The organism is Pararhizobium qamdonense (assembly GCF_029277445.1).
In the GTDB taxonomy this organism is placed as follows: Bacteria; Pseudomonadota; Alphaproteobacteria; order Rhizobiales; family Rhizobiaceae; genus Pararhizobium; species Pararhizobium qamdonense.
The window spans coordinates 1,619,219-1,641,206 of the sequence record NZ_CP119566.1 but is presented as its reverse complement, the minus strand read 5'-3'; the positions used below and the strand labels follow the sequence as shown (position 1 = coordinate 1,641,206).

15 protein-coding genes and 1 pseudogene are annotated in these 21,988 nt (G+C 61.7%); 5 read left to right on the top strand and 11 right to left on the bottom strand.

Annotated elements, in window-relative coordinates; genetic code table 11:
* Positions 1-240 precede the first annotated feature (240 nt).
* From PYR65_RS07880 to PYR65_RS07860, 5 genes are all read right to left on the bottom strand, one after another.
* Entirely contained in the window at positions 241-2,667 is a 2,427-nt protein-coding gene (locus tag PYR65_RS07880; protein WP_276120569.1) for a GcvT family protein, read from the bottom strand.
* 180 nt (positions 2,668-2,847) lie between these two features.
* Entirely contained in the window at positions 2,848-3,408 is a 561-nt protein-coding gene (locus tag PYR65_RS07875) for a sarcosine oxidase subunit gamma (protein ID WP_276120568.1), read from the bottom strand.
* A 7-nt stretch (positions 3,409-3,415) separates the two neighbouring features.
* The gene (locus tag PYR65_RS07870) at positions 3,416-6,373 is read right to left on the bottom strand and encodes a sarcosine oxidase subunit alpha family protein (protein WP_276120567.1); all 2,958 of its coding nucleotides are present in this window, start codon (positions 6,371-6,373) and stop codon (positions 3,416-3,418) included.
* Positions 6,370-6,645: a sarcosine oxidase subunit delta gene (locus tag PYR65_RS07865; RefSeq protein ID WP_276120566.1), complete on the bottom strand. Its 276-nt coding sequence runs from the start codon at positions 6,643-6,645 to the stop codon at positions 6,370-6,372. Before PYR65_RS07865 ends, PYR65_RS07870 begins: the two co-directional genes overlap by 4 nt.
* Positions 6,646-6,653: 8 nt before the next feature.
* Positions 6,654-7,904, bottom strand: coding sequence for a sarcosine oxidase subunit beta family protein (locus tag PYR65_RS07860; RefSeq protein WP_276120565.1), 1,251 nt, complete (start codon positions 7,902-7,904; stop codon positions 6,654-6,656).
* Positions 7,905-8,202: 298 nt separating this feature from the next.
* On the opposite strand from PYR65_RS07860, the gene cysQ reads away from it, so the two are divergent.
* Positions 8,203-8,979 carry a 3'(2'),5'-bisphosphate nucleotidase CysQ gene (gene cysQ, locus PYR65_RS07855; protein ID WP_060639761.1) on the top strand — a complete coding sequence of 259 codons (777 nt, stop codon included), beginning with the start codon at positions 8,203-8,205 and terminating at the stop codon, positions 8,977-8,979.
* 153 nt (positions 8,980-9,132) lie between these two features.
* Positions 9,133-10,164, top strand: a complete 1,032-nt coding sequence (locus tag PYR65_RS07850) for a DUF2793 domain-containing protein (RefSeq protein ID WP_276120564.1) — start codon at positions 9,133-9,135, stop codon at positions 10,162-10,164.
* 112 nt (positions 10,165-10,276) lie between these two features.
* Here PYR65_RS07850 and PYR65_RS07845 read toward each other — a convergent pair whose 3' ends face one another.
* From PYR65_RS07845 to PYR65_RS07825, 5 genes are all read right to left on the bottom strand, one after another.
* Positions 10,277-13,381, bottom strand: a complete 3,105-nt coding sequence (locus PYR65_RS07845) for an efflux RND transporter permease subunit (protein WP_276120563.1) — start codon at positions 13,379-13,381, stop codon at positions 10,277-10,279.
* Entirely contained in the window at positions 13,378-14,457 is a 1,080-nt protein-coding gene (locus tag PYR65_RS07840) for an efflux RND transporter periplasmic adaptor subunit (RefSeq protein WP_276120562.1), read from the bottom strand. The genes PYR65_RS07845 and PYR65_RS07840 overlap by 4 nt, the downstream gene beginning before the upstream one ends.
* Positions 14,454-15,551: an efflux RND transporter periplasmic adaptor subunit gene (locus tag PYR65_RS07835; RefSeq protein WP_276120561.1), complete on the bottom strand. Its 1,098-nt coding sequence runs from the start codon at positions 15,549-15,551 to the stop codon at positions 14,454-14,456. Before PYR65_RS07835 ends, PYR65_RS07840 begins: the two co-directional genes overlap by 4 nt.
* A 265-nt stretch (positions 15,552-15,816) precedes the next feature.
* Positions 15,817-16,200 carry a response regulator gene (locus PYR65_RS07830; RefSeq protein ID WP_276120560.1) on the bottom strand — a complete coding sequence of 128 codons (384 nt, stop codon included), beginning with the start codon at positions 16,198-16,200 and terminating at the stop codon, positions 15,817-15,819.
* 156 nt (positions 16,201-16,356) lie between these two features.
* On the bottom strand, positions 16,357-17,112 hold the full coding sequence (locus PYR65_RS07825) for a Crp/Fnr family transcriptional regulator (protein ID WP_060639699.1): 756 nt from the start codon (positions 17,110-17,112) through the stop codon (positions 16,357-16,359).
* 191 nt (positions 17,113-17,303) lie between these two features.
* On the opposite strand from PYR65_RS07825, the gene PYR65_RS07820 reads away from it, so the two are divergent.
* From PYR65_RS07820 to PYR65_RS07810, 3 genes and pseudogenes are all read left to right on the top strand, one after another.
* Positions 17,304-18,170 (top strand): SDR family NAD(P)-dependent oxidoreductase, encoded by an 867-nt coding sequence (locus PYR65_RS07820; RefSeq protein ID WP_276120559.1) that lies wholly within the window; start codon positions 17,304-17,306, stop codon positions 18,168-18,170.
* Between the two features lie 140 nt (positions 18,171-18,310).
* Positions 18,311-19,867, top strand: coding sequence for a VOC family protein (locus tag PYR65_RS07815; RefSeq protein WP_276120558.1), 1,557 nt, complete (start codon positions 18,311-18,313; stop codon positions 19,865-19,867).
* A 248-nt stretch (positions 19,868-20,115) separates the two neighbouring features.
* Positions 20,116-21,287 (top strand): annotated as a pseudogene (locus PYR65_RS07810) (IS481 family transposase); the annotation flags it as partial.
* A 102-nt stretch (positions 21,288-21,389) separates the two neighbouring features.
* Here PYR65_RS07810 and PYR65_RS07805 read toward each other — a convergent pair.
* Positions 21,390-21,947, bottom strand: coding sequence for an NADPH-dependent FMN reductase (locus PYR65_RS07805; protein WP_276120557.1), 558 nt, complete (start codon positions 21,945-21,947; stop codon positions 21,390-21,392).
* Positions 21,948-21,988: the final 41 nt, after the last annotated feature.

The following is a 21,988-nucleotide window of genomic DNA, read 5'->3' as shown; positions in this document are numbered from 1 at the left end:
GATAGAGGATTCCATAATGCTTTCGGATCAAAAGTGAAGCGCAAAATGATGCTTTGCCGAATTTCTTTCCCATTTTAGTGATATTGACGCTTAAACAGCCGAAAAATCAAAATTGGTGCAGTTTAGGCCCTGTTTTTGGGCATCAGACCGTGATTTCTACGGTGGACAATGCGCAAGCCCCGTAGCGCCTGTTCGGCACCATCCGGGGCTTGCAAAAACGCGTGATCAGGAGCGCCGCGGTCAGGAGCGCATGCGCGAACCGTTGGCATCGAAAAGCGGCTGTGACTGCAGGCGGGCAGACAGCATTTCGCCCAAAAGTTCGACCTGCCATCCCTCGGTTTCGTCCGCAACCTCCTTTGGCACATAGCCGATCGCCACCGAAACGCCGGATGTGTGCGCATAGCCACCGGAAGTGACCCAGCCGCAAACCTTGCCGTTCAGCGAGATCGGTTCGTCGCCGATAACGTCCGCATCCCTCGCCTCGATGATGAAAGTTCTCAGCCGCAAAGTGCCACCTTCGGCCTTTTCCTTCACGGCCGCCTGCTTGCCGATGAAGTCCGTTTCCTTCTTCAAGGCCACGAATCGCCCGAGCCCAGCTTCGAACGGACCGTAGAGCGGCCGGTATTCCCGCGACCAGCTGCCGAACGATTTCTCGACGCGCAGCGCGTTGAGCGCCCGCAGGCCGAACGGCGTGATGGAAAACTCGGCGCCGGCCTCCATGATCAGGTCGTACAGATAGCGCTGATATTCCGGCTTCATCCAGATTTCATAGCCGAGATCGCCGGTATAGCTGACACGGCCGACGATCGCCGGTGCCATGCCAAGATCCATGCGGCGGATGTCCATGAAGGCAAATGCCGCGTCGGACATATCCAGATGCGTCAGCTTGGAGATCAATGCGCGCGAATTGGGTCCTGCGATCGACAAGCCGACCAGCTGCAGGTTCAGCGCCTTCAGCGTCACCGAGCCGTCCTTGGGCAGGTGGCTCTCGAACCAGCGCATGTGATAGTCCTCGGCAATGCCCGAGCCGATCAAAAGGAAATCCCCCTCGCCGAGCTTTGCCAGCGTAAAATCGCCGATCAGCTTGCCGTCATCCTTGAGCATCGGCGCCAGCGCCATGCGTCCTTCAGCCGGGATGCGGCAGGTCAGCATCCGGTCGAGCCAGGCTTCGGCCCCTTTGCCTGTGATCGTGTATTTGGCAAAGCCCGATGTTTCCATCAGACCCACGCTGTCGCGCACGGCCTTTGCTTCCGCCCCGACGACATCGAAATCGTTGGAACGGCGCCAGGAAAACGTGTCTTCCTCGCCCTTTGGCGCAAACCACAGCGGCGCTTCCAGCCCATAGGACGCGCCGAACACGGCGCCCGCGTCCTTCAGCTTGTCATAGATCGGCGTGGTCAGGAACGGGCGCGCGCCGGGCAGTTCCTCGTTCGGATAGCGGATGGAGAAGCGGCGGGAATAGTTTTCGCGCACCTTGGCATTGGTAAAGCCGAGCGTCGCAAAATCGCCGTAGCGCGATACGTCCATGGCAAAGACGTCAAAGCCCGGATCGCCGTAGATGATCCAGTTGGCAAGGGCCAGGCCAACGCCGCCGCCCTGGCTGAAACCGGCCATGACAGCGCAGGCCGACCAGTAATTGGTGAGCCCGCGCACCGGCCCGACCAGCGGATTGCCATCCGGCGAGAAGGTGAAGGGGCCGTTGATAATCTTCTTGATGCCGGCCTTGTTGAAGGCTGGGAAGTGGCGGAAGCCGACTTCGAGTTCCGGGGTGATCCGCTCGATATCCTCGGCCAGCAGTTCATGGCCGAAATCCCAGGGCGTCGTGATCGGCGACCACGGACGGCAGGCCTTTTCATAGGTGCCCATCAGCATGCCGTTGCGCTCCTGGCGCAAATAGATCTCGCCGTCGAAATCGACGCAGTGCATCAGCTCCTTGCCGCGCGTCTGGTTGAATTCGATGACTTCGGGCATGTCCTCGGTGATAAGATACATGTGCTCCATGGCAAGCACCGGCAGCTCGAGCCCGGTCATGCGGCCGACTTCGCGCGCCCAGAGACCGGCGGCATTGACCACATGCTCGGCAATGATCTCGCCCTTGTTGGTAATCACCCGCCATGAGCCGTCCTCCAGCTGGACAAGGTCTTCCACCTTGGTGTGCAGGTAGATATCGGCGCCGTTCTTCTTGGCCGATTTCGCATAGGCATGGGTGGTGCCATAGGGGTCGAGATGACCTTCGACCGGATCGAACACGGCGCCAACGAACTGCGTGGGATCAAGCAGCGGCATCAGTTCATGCGCTTCCTTCGGCGTCAAAAGCTCGGCTTCGAGCCCCATATAGCGGCCCTTGGCAAGGATCGACTTCATCCAGTCGAACCGTTCCTTGGTCGCCGCCAGCATCATGCCGGAGGTCATGTGCAGGCCGATGTCCTGGCCGGAATAGTCCTGAATTTCCTTGTAGAGCTCGACGGTGTATTTCTGCAGCTTGGCAACGTTCGGATCGCCATTGATCGTGTGCATGCCGCCGGCCGCATGCCAGGTGGAGCCGGAGGTGAGCTCCGAACGCTCCAGAAGAACCACATCGGTCCAGCCGAATTTCGTCAGGTGATAAAGGATCGAACAACCGACGACGCCGCCGCCGATAACGACGACCCTGGCATGGCTTTTCATGGATATTCTCCGGTTCCGGGATCGCTCGTCAAAGAGCATCCCGCGTTTAAGCGAAATCTTGGGCATGGAAACCGTAGCCGCAAAGCCGGTGCGGATAAAGACATCTGCGCGAACAGGTCTTGCCCAATCCCGCCATTGCCAGCTTCAGCCGCGCCATAAAAGCGGCACGCGATGACGCATTTACCCTTGCGCGGAGAAATCGGCGGAGAGATCGAATTCCCGGCCCATTCGTCTCAAATCGTCAAAAAGCGCCACCGCGAAACTGCGCATGACGATCAATTCGAACTCGTTTTCACCGGTGCGCGCCAGATTGACGCTGATATGGCCGCACAGAACGTTGGACGAGGTGCCGATGTCAAACATGGCCGGGTGCAGGTCGGTGGCAATGCCCTTGGCAAGGATACGCCGGATATTGGGGCCTGACAGCCTGAAAACGACACGGCCATCGCTCTGGTCGATGATATAGGCTGTCTCGGCCAGAAGCAGCGAAAGAGAGCGGTGCAGGCTATCGGGCGTTTCCGTTTGCGACAGGACCAGCCATTCGCCGGGGCTTGCAAACCGGATGGAGACGTCGCCCGATGCCGCCAGCCCCGCCGTCACATCGGCCTCTTCACCGGGAACGGCCAGCACCGAGACGATCGCCTGAAAGCGCGGAATGTCCAGGTGATCGACAGCGCGAATGCCGGGCTCCAGCGGCAGGAGATCGTTGAGCGGATGGCGGGAAATATAGGTTCTGGTCATATCCGCCTCACGAGTTCAGCTTCACATTGCCGGGATCGACGAAGACCGGGTTGCAGACCTCGGCGACGACCTCCGCGCCTGCCAGCTTGTCCCAGACGACGACGCGCTCGCCATAGCGCTCGCGCCCGGATTTCAGAAAGGCGAGTGCGATATCGTGGCCCAGCGTTGGCGAAAAGCAGGCGGAGCTGACATAGCCCTGATCGTTCAGCGTCGAGGGCTTCGCCCCTTCGCGCAAAAGATGGGCGCCGGCGCGGATATGCTGGTCCGTTTCCACCGGCTTCAGCCCGACCATCTGCATGCGGTCGGCAGCGGTCAGCCCATAGCGGGTGGAAAGCCGCTTGCCGATGAAATCCGGCTTTTGCGCCGACACCATACGCCCGAAACCCGCATCGTCCGGTGTCACCCGGCCATCGAATTCGGCATGGGTGACATGACCCTTCTCGATACGCAGCACATTCAGCGCCTCAAGCCCATAGGCGCAGATCCCGTGCGCCCGGCCCTCGTCCATGACGGCGTCCGCAACCGCCTCGCCAAGGCTTGCCGGCACCGCCAGCTCATAGGCCAGTTCGCCGGAAAACGAAATCCGGAACAGCCGCGCCGTGACGCCACCCTTCAGTGTGACGATCCCGGCGGCAAGGAACGGGAATGCGGCATCGGACAGATCGTCCTCGACAAGCGCCTGCATGACGAGCCGGGCTTTTGGTCCGGCAATCGCCATCTGCGCCCATTGATCGCTCGACGAACAGAAACGCACCTTCAGATCCGGCCACAGCACCTGCGCGCAATATTCCATATGGGACATCACCCCGCCGGCAAGCGCCGTGGTGGTGGTCATGACGAAATGGCCGGGCGACAGACGGCTGGTGGTGCCATCGTCATAGACCATGCCGTCTTCGCGCAGCATCAGACCATAGCGCGCCTTGCCGGCGGGCAGTTTCAGGAAAGGATTGCAATAGAGGCGGTTCAGGAACTCCGCAGCATCCGGCCCGAAAATTTCGATCTTGCCGAGCGTCGAAACATCGCAGATGCCGACGTTTTCCCTGACGTTGCGGACTTCGCGGTCCGTGCTGTCACGCCACATCTTTTCGCCGCCGCGCACAAAATAGGCAGGGCGGAACCAGAGACCGGAATCGACGAAGACAGCGCCGTTTCGCTGCGCCCAGCCATGCAGCGGCGATTTGCGCACCGGGGCCGCATGCTCGTCGCGCGATGACCCTGCCAAAGCCCCGAAGGCAACCGGCGTGTAGAACGGCCGGAATGTGGTGGTGCCGACATCGGCCGGGCTGATGCCCTGCATGGCGGCCAGAAGTCCGGTCGCATTGATGCCGGAAAGCTTGCCCTGATCGGTCGCCATGCCGTTCGTCGTATAGCGCTTGGCATGTTCGACATGGCCAAAGCCTTCGCGCAGGGCAAGCCCGATATCCTTCACATGCACATCGTTCTGGAAATCGACAAAGGCCTTGCCCCGCGCGCCCGGCGCATACCAGAGCGCGGTAAAGGAGGGATCGATCTCGCCTTCGACGGTGGGCAATGGTGCGGCAGCAACGGAAAACCCGAGATCAGTGGCGATCGCAGCCGCCTTTTGCGCGCCATCCTTGAGGCAATCGGCCAGACTGTAGCGCCCCGCCGCCGAGCCTGCGGCAACGAGCCCGCCACCCACATCCGGGGCGAGGAATGTCTGCAACTGCGCCGACCAGACGGCCTTGCCGCCGCGCTGACAGGCAAGATGGATGACGGGGTTCCAGCCGCCGGACATGCCGATCGCATCGCAGACGATCGTCTCCTCGAAACCCGAACGCTCGACCACCAGCCCGGACACCCGCTGGCGTCCCTTTGTGTCGATGACGGATGCCGACCGGATGACGCGGACGCCGTCTGGGGCACGATCGGCGGCATCGGCGCGGCTGTCTATGATGGCAGCGATCTCGACGCCATGAACAGCCAGATCCGAGGCGGTGCGGTAACCGGCGCTGCCATTGGTAAAGATCGCCACCGACTTTCCGCCGGCGACGCCGAACCGGTTGGCATAGGTGCGCATGGCACCTGCCATCATCACGCCCGGACGGTCATTGCCGCCAAACACCAGCGGCCGCTCCTCGGCACCGGTCGCCATCAGCGCCCGCCTGGCCACGATGCGCCACAGCCGCTCGACAGGCAGCTTCGCCTGCGGCACCGCCACATGCTTTTGCACCCGATCGACCGCGCCAAATACATTGTCGTCGTACCAGCCGAACACGGTGGTGCGCGCCATGATCGTCACATTCGGCAGGGACCGCAGTTCCGAAAGCGCCGTCTCGGCAAAATCCGGGGCGGAAACTCCATCGATGCGCGTGGTGTCGCCCAGCAGCGACCCGCCCAGCCTGAAATCCTCGTCCGCAAGGATGACCCGCAGACCCGCCCGGCCCGCCGTCAGCGCCGCCATCAGCCCCGTCGGGCCGGAGCCGGCAACCAGAAGGTCGCAATGCGCCCAGCATTTCTCGTAGGTGTCCGGATCCCGCTCCAGCACGGCGCGCCCAAGCCCCGCCGCTCTGCGGATGATCGGTTCATAGACCTTTTCCCAGAAGGCGGCCGGCCACATGAAGGTCTTGTAGTAGAACCCGGCCCCGAGAAAAGGGGACAAAAGACCATTCATCGCGCCAAAATCATACTTCAGCGACGGAAAGCGGTTCTGGCTGCGGGCATCGAGGCCGGAATAGAGCTCAGTCACCGTTGCCTTGGTGTTGGGATCGCTGCCCGCACCCTTGCCGATCGTGACCAGCGCGTTCGGCTCGGACGCCCCGGCGGTGACGATGCCGCGCGGCCGGTGATATTTGAAGCTGCGGCCGACAAGCAGCTGATCATTGGCAAGCAGCGCGGAGGCCAGCGTATCGCCGGAAAATCCCGTCAGGTTGCGGTGGTCGAAGCGGAAATCAAGCGGCGCGCTGCGATCGACCAGACCGCCGGTGGTGAGACGATAGGCCGTCATCGCAAAACCTCCCGCGCGGCGGCGGCATCGGTGACCGAAAACACCTCATGGGTAAACGTATCGCGTTCGACCACCAGGAAGCGGCGGCAACCGGCAACATGCTGCCAATGTTCGCGGTAAGCCCCGCGCGGATTGGCACGGATATGAACGTAGTCGTTCCAGGCCTCGTCCGAAGCGTCGGGATCGGGGCGAATGAGCGATGCATCGCCGCGGATCGAAAATTCTTCCTTGGGCCGGATGCCGCAATGCGGACAGGGGATGAGGCTTGCCATTCAAGATCTCAATGCAGGTTGGGCTGGGGACCAGCGCCGTGTTCGTCGATCGGATAACCGCGCTCGAAGCGATCGAGGCGCAAGAAGCGCGCAACAGGATGGGTTTCGTTCTTGGCGATCAGATGCGCAAAACAGAAGCCGGAGGCCGGTGTCGCCTTGAAGCCGCCGTAACACCAGCCGCAGTTCAAATAGAGATTGTCGATCGGCGTATGGCTGATGATCGGCGAGCCGTCCATGCTCATGTCCATGACGCCGCCCCAGGAGCGCAGCACCCGCACGCGCGACAGGCCGGGGATCATCGTCACCCCCTCTTCCATCACATGCTCGACGGTCGCCAGGTTGCCGCGCTGGGCATAGGAATTATAGCCGTCGATCTCGGCGCCGAAGACCAGGCCGCCCTTGTCCGACTGGGAAATGTAGAAATGCCCGGCGCCATAGGTGATGACGTGATCGATGGCCGGCTTCAGCCCCTCGGTGACGAAGGCCTGCAGCACATGGCTTTCGATCGGCAGTTTCAGATCGGCCATCTGCCCGACGCGCGACGTATTACCGGCGGCCGCCAGCCCGAGCTTGCCGCAGCCGATGAACCCTCTCGAAGTCTCGACGCCGGTCACGACGCCGTTTTCGCGGCGAATGCCGGTGACCTCGCAATTCTGGATGAGATCGACGCCGAGCCGGTCGGCGGCGCGGGCATAGCCCCAGGCAACCGCATCGTGGCGCGCCGTGCCGCCGCGCTTCTGCAACAGGCCACCCATGATCGGAAACCGGGCATGGGCGAAATTCAAAAATGGCAGCATCTTCTTCAAGGCCGCTCGGTCCAGAAGCTCGGCCGCGACGCCTTCCATCCACATGGCGTTGCCACGGCGGATATAGGCATCGCGCTGGCCGTCATTATGGTAGAGATTGATGATGCCGCGCTGCGACAGCATGGCATTGTAGTTGAGATCCTGCTCCATGCGCTCCCAGAGCTTCATCGAGAACTCGTAGAACGGCTCGTTGCCCGGCAGCATGTAATTGGAGCGCACGATCGTGGTGTTGCGGCCGACATTGCCGGAGCCGAGATAGCCCTTTTCCAGGACGGCGATGTTTTTGAGGCCGAATTCCTTGGCGAGATAATAGGCCGTCGCCAGCCCATGGCCGCCGCCACCGACGATGATTACATCGTAAAACGGCTTCGGTTCCGGCTGGCGCCAAGCCGGCTTCCAGTTGACGTTGCCCGTCAGCGCGTTTTTGACGATGGAAAATGCCGAATACCGCATGCCAGTCCCGTTTAACGATCGATGTTGCAACGCACATTTGCATATGCCGGCACGAGCGCAAAGACTGCGCGGGCAAAGAGGGCCGGAATATGCTGCGCCGTGCTGTCGCAGCTCTATCCGAACGCAGCGCAAGACACAGTGCCAAATGCAGCACAGTCGAGAAAATTTCACACGCAAATCTTGCAAAGAGCGGTAAGGAATGCGGATGTATGATGCTCGCGCAGGATGTTGGCATTCAACACCGGCGCGACATCTGAAAACCGTGGCCGTGGACGGCGGAAAGGCACAGGAAGCAACCATGCTCGACATTCTGGAACAGGCGGCGGTGGCTGCGGGGAAAGCGATCCTCGGCGTCTATCATGCCGGACCGGAAGTCAGCTACAAGGCCGACTGTTCCCCCGTCACCGATGCCGACGAGTGCGCCGAAAAGATCATCCTCGATGTTCTGGCATCAGCGTTTCCCGATATTCCGGTGGTTGCCGAAGAAGCCGTGGCTGCCGGCCATATTCCCGATATCCAGGGCAAATCGTTCTTTCTGGTCGATCCGCTCGACGGCACCAAGGAATTTGTTGCCCGCAACGACGATTTCACCGTCAATATCGCGTTGATCGAAAAAGGCGAGCCGGTCGTCGGCGTCGTCTATGCGCCGGCCATCGGCATTCTCTATGCAGCCACCCGCAACAAGGCCAAGAAATCCGTGGTGTCCGGCCAGCATGTGATCGGCCCGCCGACGATCATCGGCTGCCGCAGCCGTGGCGACCGGCTGGTGGCGCTGGCCAGCCGCTCGCATAACAGCCAGGAAACCATGACCTATCTGGCCGAACACGGGATCACCGACTACGAATCGATCGGCTCTTCCCTGAAATTCTGCCTTCTGGCCGAGGGTCTCGCCGATATCTATCCGCGCCTCAGCCGGACGATGGAATGGGATACGGCAGCGGGCGACGCCGTGCTGCGGGCCGCGGGCGGCGAAACCCTGACGATGGATGGCAATGCGCTGATCTACGGAAAGCGCAACCAGACATCCGACGTCGATTTCGCCAATCCGTTTTTCGTCTCGCGCGGCAAGGATTGATGTTTTCGCGCAGGCGCTGAATGTTGCCCCGTGAATTGACGGGCAAATATCACCGGCATTTCCCTTTACAAACAATCGAACTACCCAGCGCCCGTCCCCGCTTATCGATCAACGGATACCCTTCTCCTGACCCGCAAAGGAGAACGCAACCCGATGAGCGAAGCAACCATCAACCTGGAACTGCCCTATATCCTGCCCTCGCAGGCGCAAAAGCACGTCACCCACAATGAAGCCCTGCAGCGCCTCGACGCGCTCACCCAACTGACGATTACCGCTTCGCTGGCGACCCCGCCATCCGATCCGCAGGAGGGAACCTGTTTCCACGTCACGGCACCGGCAGCGGCGGCCTTTGCCGGAAAGGACGGCAAGCTTGCCTTGCGCCAGGACGGCGACTGGATCTTCATTACGCCACGGGAAGGCTGGCATGGCTGGTTCATGGCTGAAGACCGGATGAAAATTCACGACGGCAGCGGCTGGATCATCTTCGACCCCATTGGAACGCCGCCCTTTTTCGGCGTTAACACCACCGCCGACAGCACCAACCGGCTGGCGGTCGCAGCCGGCGCCACATTGCTGACGCATGAGGGCAGCGGACATCAGATCAAAGTCAACAAGGCGGCAGCAGGCGATACGGCGAGCCTGCTGTTCCAGACGAACTGGTCCGGCCGGGCGGAAATGGGGCTGACCGGCTCAGACGAATTCGCCGTCAAGGTGAGCGCCAATGGCAGCACCTGGCTATCGGCGTTGAGCATCACCGGACAGGGCCAGGTCCGCATGCCGCAGCGGCCATTGGTGCGCGCAACGCGCGGCGGCGGCGTGCTGACACCGGCATCGGGATCGCAAACCGGCTTTTCTACCCTCAGCGTCAACCAGGGCGGCTTTACGCTCGGTGCCGCCGTTGCTGGTGGTGGCAGCCGCCTGATCGTGCCGGTCACAGGCCCCTATCTCATCTGTCTCGGCGTCGAAGCCAATCCGGCCGGCGCTTTTTCCGTGACCGTCAAGGTCAATGGCACCACCGTCATCGCCAGCATGAACGATAATGACGCAGCCTCGGCATCCTACGGCAATTGCGCCATCGGCATGGCGATCCTGACTGCCGGCAACTGGCTGGTGCTGGAGCATACCGGCACCACGCCGCTCGACTTCAACTATGACAAGACCGAGCTGACGGCGGTGATGCTGTGACGGCAACGATCATGCCGATTCATCCACGGCAAGCCAGTTTTCTGTGTCCTCCCCGCCCTATGGCTGGAAGGACACTGGCTGAGCCCGAACGCCATCACCCGAAACACCAATCCTAAACGGGAACGGCATCGTCCGTCGTCACGACTGGCGCCCCCTCCAGCGTCACCTCTTTGGTTTTTTCCGGCGGCTTGATGCGGAACCAGGCGAGGTAGAGCGCCGGCAGGAACAGCAGCGTCAGAACTGTGCCGACGATGATGCCACCCATCATGGCATAGGCCATCGGCCCCCAGAAGATTTCCCGGGCGATCGGGATCAGCGCCAGACTGGCGGCAGCTGCCGTCAGCATGATCGGCCGCATCCGGTGCTCGGTCGCCTCCTGCACCGCGTCGTAGGGCGCAACGCCTTCGCTGCGCAGATGCTCGATCTGCACCACCAGGATCACCGAGTTTCGGATGAGAATGCCGATCAGCGCCAGGATGCCGAGAATGGCAACGAAGCCCATGGGCGAATTGCTGGAGAGCAAGGCCACCACCACCCCGATCAGCGCCAGCGGTGCAACGGCAAAGACGAGGAACAACCGCGAGAAACTCTGCAGCTGGATCATCAGGATCGTGGCCATCACGAACAGCATCAGCGGCACGACAGCGGCGATCGGCGCCTGGCTCTTGCCGCTTTCCTCGACGCTGCCGCCGACCTCGATCTTGTATCCGGGCGGCAGTTTTTCCGCAAAAGCGTTCACGTCCCTGGACAGCTGCGCGACGATCGTCGCCGGCTGCGTCGCATCGACAATACCCGCCTTGACTGTCAGCGTCGGCAGGCGCGAGCGGCGCCAGACGACCGGCTGCTCCATTTCGTAGCGGAAGCTGGCGACGGCGGCGAGCGGCACGGAGTTGCCGTTGGTTCCCGGCAGCTGCAGATCGCGCAACAGCTCGATCGACTGCCGCTCGGACGCCTTGGCCCGGGCAACGACGTTGATGAGATAAATATCGTCACGCACCTGCGTCACGGTCGTTCCGCCGACAATGCCGTTGAGCGCAGAGGCGATATCCTGCGAGGTGACGCCCAGCTGGCGAGCCTTGTCCTGCAGGACATCGACCTTGATCACGCGCGCCGGCTCGTTCCAGTCGTAGACCACGTCGCCCAGCAGCGGATTGCGGCCAAGAACGCTGCCGAATTCCAGCGCTTGCTCGCGCACCTTGCCGATATCCGGACCGCTCACCCGGTATTGCACGGGACGGCCGACCGGCGGACCGATGTCGAGCAGCTTCACATAGGCATCCGTGCCGACGAAGGTTTCCTTCAGATATTTCTGCAGGTCGGCACGCAGCTTATCGCGGACCTCCAGGCTCTTGGTGACGATGATCGTCTGGCCGAACGACGTATCCGGCGGCTGCACATCGAAGGAGAGAACGAAGCGGACCGCGCCCTGCCCCACATAGGTGGACCAGCGCTCGACATCGGGATTGCCGGCCAGCTTGTCCTGCTCGAACTTCGCCATCTGCGCATTGGTATCGGTAATCGAGGCGTTCTGCGGCAGCGACCAATCGACGATCAGCTCAAGCCGGTCCGAGGATGGGAAGAACTGCTGCTGGACATGGGTCATGCCGAACAGCGAGAGGGCAAAGACCACGACCGTCAAGCCAATGGTCGTCCATTTCCAGCGCATGCACCAGGCAAGCACGCGGGAAAAGACGCGTGCAACACGGCCTTTTTCGTCATGGTGCTGCTTCATGGTTTTGGGCAGGATGGTCACCCCGAGCAGCGGCGCAAACACCACCGCGACGATCCAGGACACAACCAGCGAAACCGCGATGACGACGAAGAGCGTGAAGGTGAATTCGCCGGCAGCACTGTTGTTGAGGCCGACGGGAATGAAGCTGGCGACGGTAACCAGCGTGCCTGTCAGCATCGGAAACGCCGTGGACGTATAGACATAGGTCGCCGCCTTGCGCAGCGAATCGCCCGCCTCCAGCCGCGCCACCATCATTTCCACGGCAATCATCGCGTCATCGACCAGAAGTCCCAGCGCGATGATTAACGCCCCCAGCGAAATCCGCTGCAGCGATATGCCGAAATAGGACATGACGACGAAGGTGATCGCCAGCGTCAGCGGGATCGACAGGGCAACGACAAGCCCTGCCCGCACGCCCAGGCTGACGAAGCTGACGAGAAGGACGATCACCACGGCCTCTGCCAGGCCCCGCGTAAAGCCCGACACCGCCTCCTCGACGATCAGCGGCTGGTCGGAGACCAGATGCACGCCGACGCCGACCGGAAGCTCCGCTTCCACCTGGCTGATCTTTTCCTCGACGTGATCGCCGAATTCCAGAAGATTGGCGCCCTGCTTCATGCCGATGGCAAGGCCGATCGCAGACTGGCCGTTATAGCGGAACAAAGCCGACGGCGGATCGGTATAGCCCCGGCTGATGCTGGCAATGTCCGTGAGGCGGAAGAACCGGTTGTTGACCTGCAGATTGACGGCCCGCAGACTGTCTTCGGACGAGAACTGGCCGTTGACGCGCACACTGACGCGCTCGCCCTCCGCCTGCACGACGCCGGAGGGCGCAATGGCATTCTGGGCCTGCAAGGTGGCAATGACTTCGTTCTGGTTGATCCCGAGCGCCGCCAGCTGCCGCGTCGAAAACTCCAGATAGATCACCTCGTCCTGCGCTCCGACGATATCGACCTTGCCGACATTCGGGACCGTCAGGATCTCGCGCCGCGCCGTCTCGACATAGTCGCGCAACTGCCGCTGCGTCAGGCCATCGGCGGTAAATGCGTAGATATTGCCGAACACGTCGCCGAAACGGTCGTTGAAGGACGGACCGACAACGCCGGAGGGAAACTGCCCCTGAATATCGCCGATCATGTTGCGCACGGTCAGCCAGATCGAGGGCACATCGCGTGCTTTGGTCGTATCCTTCAGATTGACGAAAACAAGCGTCTGTCCGGGCGTGGTGATGCTGCGGGTATAATCGAGCGATTCCAGCTCCTCGAGCTTGCGCTCGATCCGCTCGGTCACCTGCAGCGTGGTCTCCTCGACCGAGGCGCCGGGCCATTGCGCCGAGATCGTCATGGTCTTGATGGTAAAGGAGGGATCCTCCTCGCGGCCAAGGCTCAGATACGAGAAGAAACCGAGCAGGCCGAAGACGATCATGAAATACCAGACCATCGATGCGTGATCGAGCGCCCAGTCCGACAGGTTGAACTTCTTCATGACTGCGCCTCGTCTTCAACTTTGATCTTCTGGCCGTCCTCAAGGCTGTGCACACCGGCCGTCACCACCCGCAGGCCGGGCTCGATGCCCGAGGTGATAACGATCCCGTTGGCAGCCTGCGCGCCGGTCACCACTTCACGGGTCTTGACCGTCGCGCCGCCCTCATCGACCACCCAGACATAGGATTTGCCGTCACGCTCCAGGATCGCGGTTGCCGGCAGCACCAGCTGTTCAACAATGGCTTCCTTCAGCGTGGCGGTGATCGTGGTTCCCAGCCGGAAGGCGGCCGGTGGATTGTCCAGCGCGATCTTGACGCGGCGCGTGCGCGTTGCCGGATCGGCTGCCGGCGCCACCTCACGCACCGTCCCGCCGACCATGATCGCCGGGTCGATCTGCAGGGACACCAGGAATGGCGTGCCCACCGGCAAGAGCGCGTTGCCATCGGGAACATCGACCACGGCATCGCGCGCATCCGGGCGGGCGACGGTAACGACAGCGGCACCGGCGGCAACCACCTGGCCGACCTCCGCGCCGGTCTGCGTCACCACACCGTCGAATGCCGCCTTGATCTGCGCATAGGAAAGCTGTTCTTCGGCCTTGGAGAGGGACGCACGCGCCTGGACGACCGAGGCATCCGCCGCAGCACTCGCCTGTTCGGTGCTCTCAACCGAAGCCTGCGTTTCGGTACCGATCTTGAACAGCGCTTTCGTACGCCGCTCGACGGAAACCGCGTTTGCAAGCGTCGCTTCTGCATTTGCAAGATCGGCCCGTGCCGATCCGACGGCCAGTTCAAGCGAAGTCGGATCGAGCGCCGCCAGAAGCTGGCCCTGTGTCACCGTATCGCCGGTATCGACATCGCGGGCGACGAGCAGGCCAGTCACACGCGGCCCGAAATCGGTCTGGATTTTCGGCTGCACGGTGCCCGCAAAACTGGGGGCCGGCAGCTGTTGGGCAACCACGATCTGCGACAGCACCGGGCGGGCGGCCTTTTCCGCCGGCTCTTCCTTTTTCTGGCAACCGGCGAGAACGAGGAGCGTGATGGGTGCAAACAGCAGTCCGAGCAATATCCGGTTCATGGCGCCTGCTCCTTGATGACATCGACCGACTGGCCGGGACGCAGCATCTTCGCCCCTTCGACCACCACGTTCTCGCCTTTCTCAATCCCCTCGGAAATCAGCACCCGTCCCGTCTCGTAGGACGCGACCTTCACCGGCTTGCGGCTGACCGTGCCATCCTTGCCATCGACCACCCAGACGGCCGGCTGGCCATCCAGGGCAGACAGCGAGGTCCAGGGCAGGTTGATCAGTTTGGCCGGTTTCGAGCTGGCAAATCCGATCACCGGAGCGCCGAGCGTCATGCGGTCGGGCGTCGTATCCATGGCGATCTTGACGCGCACGGTTCCCGTCGCCGTATCCATGGTCGGCGAGACCTCGCTGATCACGCCTTCCGTCTTGACCGAGGGATCGCTGACCAGCGACAGCTGAATTTTCGGCTCGGAGGGTTTTTCAAACAACAGCGATTCGTAAACGTCGAAGATCGCATCGCGCGGGCCGTCGCGGGCCACGGAAAACATCGTTTGCGCAGCCTGAACCACCTGGCCTGTCTCGGCATTGCGCACGGTGATGATGCCATCGGCATCCGCCTTCAGTTCCGTGTAGGACAGCGCATCACGCGACGTGCCCAGCAACGCCTTGGACGAATCGAGCGACCCTTGAGCCGTCTGCAAGGCCGTCTGTGCCTGATCGAAGGTTTCCTGTGTGGTGGAGTTCTTCGCCAAAAGGGACTTCTGCCGCTCAAACGCTGACGATGCCTGCCGGACCTGCGCTTCGGCTGCCCGCACCGCCGCCTCGGCCGCCTCGACATCCGCTTTCTGTTCGCTGGGATCGATGCGGGCCAGAACCTCGCCGGCCGTCACATGCGAACCGACATCCGCCAGCCATTCGGTGATCTGGCCGCTGACGCGAAAGGAGAGATTGGTCTGCACATGGGCGACGACCTCGCCGGTCAGCGTCACGGTCTGCCGGTGATCGGCGAATTCGGCGCTCTGCGTCCGCACCGCCATCTTTGCCGTTTCCCGCGGCTTGGTTTCGCCCTCGCAGGACGTCAGAACCAAGGCTGCAAGCGGCACCAGCCACCAGCCGCGCCAGGGGAATTTCCGTTGTTTACTCATCTGCGCCCGCTCATTCCGATATTCAAGCCGAACCATTTATTGTGGCCCCTCAATATACGCGGCCCGCATCCATGACAAGCGGATGGGATCGACGGAAATCATTCGTTACACGATAAGCTGATATGCCCCTCATACCCGTGACGGCCACGCAGTGACGGTCAAAGAGAAGGTATGCGGATTTTTAGGACAAGCATAGAAAAAACCGCCGGTTGAGCTTCTCAAAGCTCAAACAGGACGCGGGAGACAAAACATCGTGAGACTAGGCTTACGAACCGCTGGCAACGGCAGTGGCGAGAAGCCCTGCCACCGAGCTTTCGTTGAACGGTTTGGTGATGCGGGAAATGTCGCGCAATGCCGGCGGAAAGACGAAATCGTCGCCGTAACCGCTGACAAAACCGAAGGCGATGCCGCGCTCGATCAGGATGGCGGCAAAGTCGAAACTCGTTTGCGAACCCAGATTGACGTCAAGAAGGGCAAAATCGAAGGACTGCTCCGCGATCAGAGCCTCTGCCTCGGCTACATTTCCGGCAATCTCGACATAATCGACGCCGATCGACTTCAAAATGTCTTCGGCTTCCATGGCGATGATGAAATTGTCTTCCAGCACCAGCACACGTTTGATCGACACTGGAATTTCCGTGGGCGTCACCGATAAGGGTCCTGTCTGCAAATCACCCAGCGCTGGTCGAGCGCAGGCTTGAAACCGACAAGTAGGACAAGAAAGCCGCGACGGCATTTAAATAAGACACGTAGCGGCGCAATTCCGCACCGGCAGCTTTGAGACCGGTATCGACGAAATCAGCCTTCAGATGAACGGGCGATGCTGCTCGCGATAGCCTTCCCAACCCGAAATCTTCATCAATCCCTCGTCGTCGAGAATATCGCAGCCGCGATCCGCCCAGCGGATGAGCTTGCGCTCGCCGAGCTTTTTCAGCGTCTTGTTGGTATGGACGATCGACAATCCCAGCGTATCGGCGACGTGCTGCTGCGTGATCGGAATGGACACGCGTTCGCCCTTGAAAAGATTGCTGGCCTTGGCGCGCTGATAGAGGAAAGCCAGCAGATAGGCCGCCCGCTCCAGCGCCGAACGCCGCCCGATACTCAGGAGGTTTTCATCGAGAATGCGTTCCTCCTGTGCGGCAATCCAGGTGAGATCATAGGCAAGATCGGGATAGTTGCGGTAGAGCGTGCCGAGCTTGTCGCGCTCGAAGACACAGAGGGTCACCGGCGAAAGCGCCTCGACCGAATGCTGCATCTCTCCCATCAGGCTGCCCTGCAGGCCGATCAGGTCGCCCGGCATCATATAGTTCAGGATCTGCCGGCGCCCGTCATCGAGCATCTTGTAGCGGAACCCCCAGCCCGACAGCACGGTGAAGAGATGGGCGCTGTGCGATCCCTCCACCAGGATCGTGGTGCCGGCATCGACAGCCAGTTCGCCAGTCTTGAAGTTGGACACGAATTCAAGCTCCTCCGGCTGGAATTCGCGGAAATGCGGGAGTGACCGCAAGGGACATTGTTCGCATGGCGTCTGTCGGTTGTTCCGGGTTTTCGGCGCAGCCATTCGGGTCCTCTAAGCGTTGTCCGGCGGGAGACCAGGTCATTGATTCCCGCTGAAAATTAGAGCCTTTCCAGGTTCGGGCAAGAGGCGTTTTAAGCGCAAGTGTGGACTTCTCCACACCGCGCGCCTAGTTTTCCGCTCAAGCTCGGGCCGGTAAGCCCGATCATCAGCGCATGAACGAGACGGAAGAGCAAATGAATCATCCAGCCTTCGCCAATCATCACGTTGCCGTCGTCACCGGCGCCGCCTCCGGGATCGGCCTTGCCGCAGCCAAACGCTTCGCTGGCCTCGGCATGAAGGTCGTCCTGGCCGACCTGCCCGGCGAGCGGCTGGACACGGCAGCGCGCGAGACGTCGGCGCTCTCCCCGCACGGGCCCGCCAATGCCGTCGCGATCGCCACGGATGTGGCAGATATCGAATCGCTGAAGGCGCTCGAACAGGCAGCCGTCCAACATTTCGGCCGGGTGCATGTGCTGATGAACAATGCGGGCATCCAGCCCGGCAGCGCGATTTTCGGCGGCCAGGAAGCCTGGGAAAAGGTGTTCGCGGTCAATCTCTGGGGCGTGATCAACGGCGCGCGCATCTTTGCGCCCGCCATGATCGCCCATGGCCAGAGCGGGCTGATCATCAATACCGGCTCCAAGCAGGGCATCACCACCCCACCCGGCGACCCCGCCTACAATGTCGCAAAATCCGGCGTCAAAACCTTTACCGAAGCGCTTCAGCATGAACTGCGCAACACCGCCGATTGCAACATCACGGCGCATCTGCTGATCCCCGGCTTCGTCTATACCGGGCTCACCGCAAACGGCCGCACGGAAAAGCCGGATGCCGCCTGGACGTCGCAGGAGACGGTCGATTTCATGATGCAGAGCCTGGAAGGGGGCGATTTCTATATTCTGTGCCCCGACAATGACGTGGCCCGTCCGACCGATGAAAAACGCATCCTTTGGGCGGCCGGCGATATCGTCGAAAACCGCCCGCCATTGTCGCGCTGGCATCCGGACTATGCCGATGCCTTCAAGGCGTTCCTGGCGAAGGACCGGCCGGATATCGCTTAGGACGGCGGCGAACGTTGGCAGTCCGCGTGTTCATGCGGTGGACAATCTGTTTCCTCAGAAGTGCTGGCTGTTTCCGCAGAAGTGCTGGCGCCGTACTCTGTTTGCTGCTTTTGTGCGGTCAAAGCAATGGATCGGAAGACATGACAAGCGGCATTCACCATATTACCCTGATCACGCGCAAAGTTCAGCCCAACGTCGATTTCTATACGGGCTTTCTCGGCCTGCGCCTCGTGAAGCGGACGGCAGGTTTCGAGGATGCGGCACAGTTGCATCTGATCTACGGCGACGAGACCGGATCACCGGGATCGCTGGTGACATTTCTCGTCTGGGAGGACGGCGCGCCCGGCCGTGTCGGACATGGCCAGCCCAGCGAGATCGCCTTTGCCATCGCCCCGGACAGCCTCGGTTTCTGGCTCACCCGGGCGCTTCGCTACAATGTGGCGGCAACCGGACCGACGCATGAATTCGGCGAGCCGGTGATCCGGCTGAAGGATCCGGATGGCGTTATCGTCAAGCTTGTCGGCAGCGAGGCCGTGACCGGCCCGGCCACGCATGTCACATCCGATATTCCGCAGCAAGACGCAATCCGGCGGCTGCGCGGCGCAACGATCCTGACGGCGACGCCCGATGGCACCGCCGCGTTCGTCGCCCGCCATTTCGATTATGCCGAGGCTGACAGGACCGACGCGATCCGGCGCCTTGTCTCAGATTCCGGCGATATCATCGATGTGCGCGATGCCGGCGGCTTCTGGACGGCGGCGCCCGGCACCGGAACGATCGACCATATCGCCTTTCGCGCCGGAAGCGAGGATGCGGTCAAGGCCTTGCGCGTGCAGCTCGAGGCGGAGGATGCCGGTGAAATCAACGCCCATGACCGCAAATATTTCTATTCGCTCTATGTCCGCGAGCCCGGCGGAACGCTGTTCGAATTCGCCACCGATGCGCCGGGCATGACGGTGGACGAAAGCCTGCAGACGCTCGGAACCAAACTGTTCGTTCCCGAACATTTCGGCGGAAATCAACAGGACAGCCTTGTCATGCTGCCGCAATTCGGACTGCCCGGCGAGGAACGCTTCACGGAGCGCGACCTGCCGTTCATCCACCGCCTGCACCAGGCGGACCATCCCGATGGCACGACCTTGGTGCTGTTGCACGGCAGCGGCGCCAACGAAACCAGCCTGTTGCCGCTTGGCCGCCGGATTGCCCCGAACGCGCTGCTTCTCAGCCTCAGAGGCCGCAGCACCGAGGAAGGCCACCCGCGCTTCTTCCGCAGGCTGACGCCCTTCACCTTCGACCAGAAGGACATCGCCTCGGAAGTCGAAGCGTTCGTCGCGATGATCGATGGAGCCGTCTCAGCCTATGGCCTCGATCGCAAAAAGATGGTGTTCGTCGGCTATTCCAACGGCGCCAACATGCTGATCGCCACCATGCTGCTGCACCCCGGACTGATCCACAAGGCAGCACTTCTGCGCATGATGAACCCGCTCGACACGGTGCCGCACGCGGATCTTTCCGGCACCGAAATCCTGACGGTGACCGGCAAGACCGATGGCTATTCCCGCTACGCCGCGCCGCTGGAGGACGTCCTGCGCAAGGCGGGCGCGACGCTCACGACCGTCACGCTGAAGGCCGGCCACGAGATCGGCCCGATGGATGCTGAGGCCGTTCGCGATTGGCTGGAATTGCCCGGGAACTGATGCCCCTTGTAAAGGCCAGCGCCGATCCCTGAAATAATGATCTGCGAGAGCGATACCCCACTCTCCGTCATCCTCGCCCCTGTGGCGGGGATCCAGCGACCCGACGTCCGTCGGGTCAAAAGACCCTTTCAGCTCAAGGACTTGAGCTGGCTGGATGCCCGCCACACGTGTATGGCCTTGAGACATAGTTGACATGTGTTCGGAGACATCCCTGACACTTTTGCCGTTTGGCAAAGGAGGTCGGGCGGATGGTTTGGCGGGATGTGTCGATTGTGGATCAGCGGCAGGACTTTGTGATGCTTGCGTCCTGTGAGGGGGCCAATGTGGCCGAGCTTTGCCGGCGCTTTGATATCAGCCGGCAGACCGGTTACCTCTGGCTGAGGCGGTTTTCCGGTCTGGAGGCGCTGGCGGACCGGTCCCGGCGGCCTCTCACAAGTCCGCGCCGTTCGCCCTTTGAGATCGAAACGGCCGTGCTTTCGGTGCGTGATGCGCATCCCGCCTGGGGCGCGCGCAAGATCTGGGCCTGCTTGCGCCAGGCCGGAATGTCTGGCGTACCGGCGGCATCCACCGTGCATGCCGTGCTCAAGCGGCACGGGCGCATTGCCCCCGATGCCGGTCCGGGCAAGGCCTATGAGCGCTTCGAGAAGGAGGTGCCAAACCTGTTGTGGCAGATGGACTTCAAGGGCCGGCTGAAGCTTTCCTGCGGCCGCTGGTGCCACACGCTGACGGTTATCGACGATCATTCCCGCTTTGCCGTGGCGCTGGAAGCCTGTGGCGACGAACGCGCTGACACTGTCCAGGCGCGGCTGGAAAAAGCATTCCGGCACAATGGCTTGCCCTGCGCGATCTATGTCGACAACGGTTCGCCCTGGGGCTGTGCCGTCCCCGGGCGATGGACATGCCTGACCGTCTGGCTGCTCAAGCTGGGCATCCACACCCTGCACGCCCGCCCATATCATCCGCAGGCGCGCGGCAAGAACGAGCGATTCCACAGGACGCTGAAGGCCGAAGTGTTCTCGCTGGCAACCCTTCATGGCCTTGACCAGGCACAACAGGCGCTGGATCGCTGGCGGCATGTCTATAATCGCGAGCGTCCCCATCAGGCCCTCGACTTCAAGGTCCCGGCCAGCCGCTACACGCCCTCGGCGCGCAGCTTTCCAAAAACCCTGCCGCAGCCGGACTATGCGGCGGGCGAAATCCTGCGCCGGGTTGGCACCACGAAAGCTTACATATCCTTCAAGGACCGCCTCTGGCCCGTGCCTTCGGCCTTCCTCGGCGAGACCGTCGCACTCAGGCCGCGCGCAAGAGACGGACGTTACAGCGTCTGTTTCGGCGCCACCCAGATCGCGACCATCGACCTCAATGCCCAGCCAAATGTGTAAAGCATGTCTCCGAACACCTGTCAGGGATGTCTCCGGGCTTTACAACACGGGCGGGCATGACGGAAGAAATGAAGGCTTTAAAACGATCAAAAAAAGCAAATATGTTAGCCTTCAGCGAGGATTGATGTTCCCGCGAAACCTTACGCCGGTTTCGCAGCCACATAGGCCGCAAAAGCCTCGACAAACCCTTTCAGCCTTGCCGTGGCCTCTTCGTCGGTCAGTTGGCCGTCCTTGTCGAACAGCGACCCCGCCTTCGGCAGCATCAGCCGCTTGCCCGACCAGAGGTCGGCGCCGAGCGTGCGCAGGACCGGCAACCAGGCGTTCTGGCTGAGCAGGGTTCCGAACGGCCCGGGCGATGTCCCGGCAAGGGCAAAGGCGCGGCCGGCAAAGATGTTGGGCGCACCCGTCATCGACGAACTCACCCAGTCGATGGCGTTCTTGAAGACACCGGGAATGGAATTGTTATATTCCGGCGTGAACAGGATGACGCCATCGGCAGCGGCAATCTGGTCCTTCAACGCTTGCACGGCCTGCGGTACGCCTTCGCGCTCGATATCGGCATTATAGAGCGGAATGCCCTCGATCGTGCCGGATGTAAACGTCACACCCTCGGGCGCAAGCGGGATCGCCGCGTTCAAGAGAGCGGTGTTGAACGAGCCCTTTCGCAGGCTTCCGGAAATGCCGATCAGTTTTGTCATGCGCACGATTCCTTTTTACTCTTGCCGGAAGCATGCTGCGA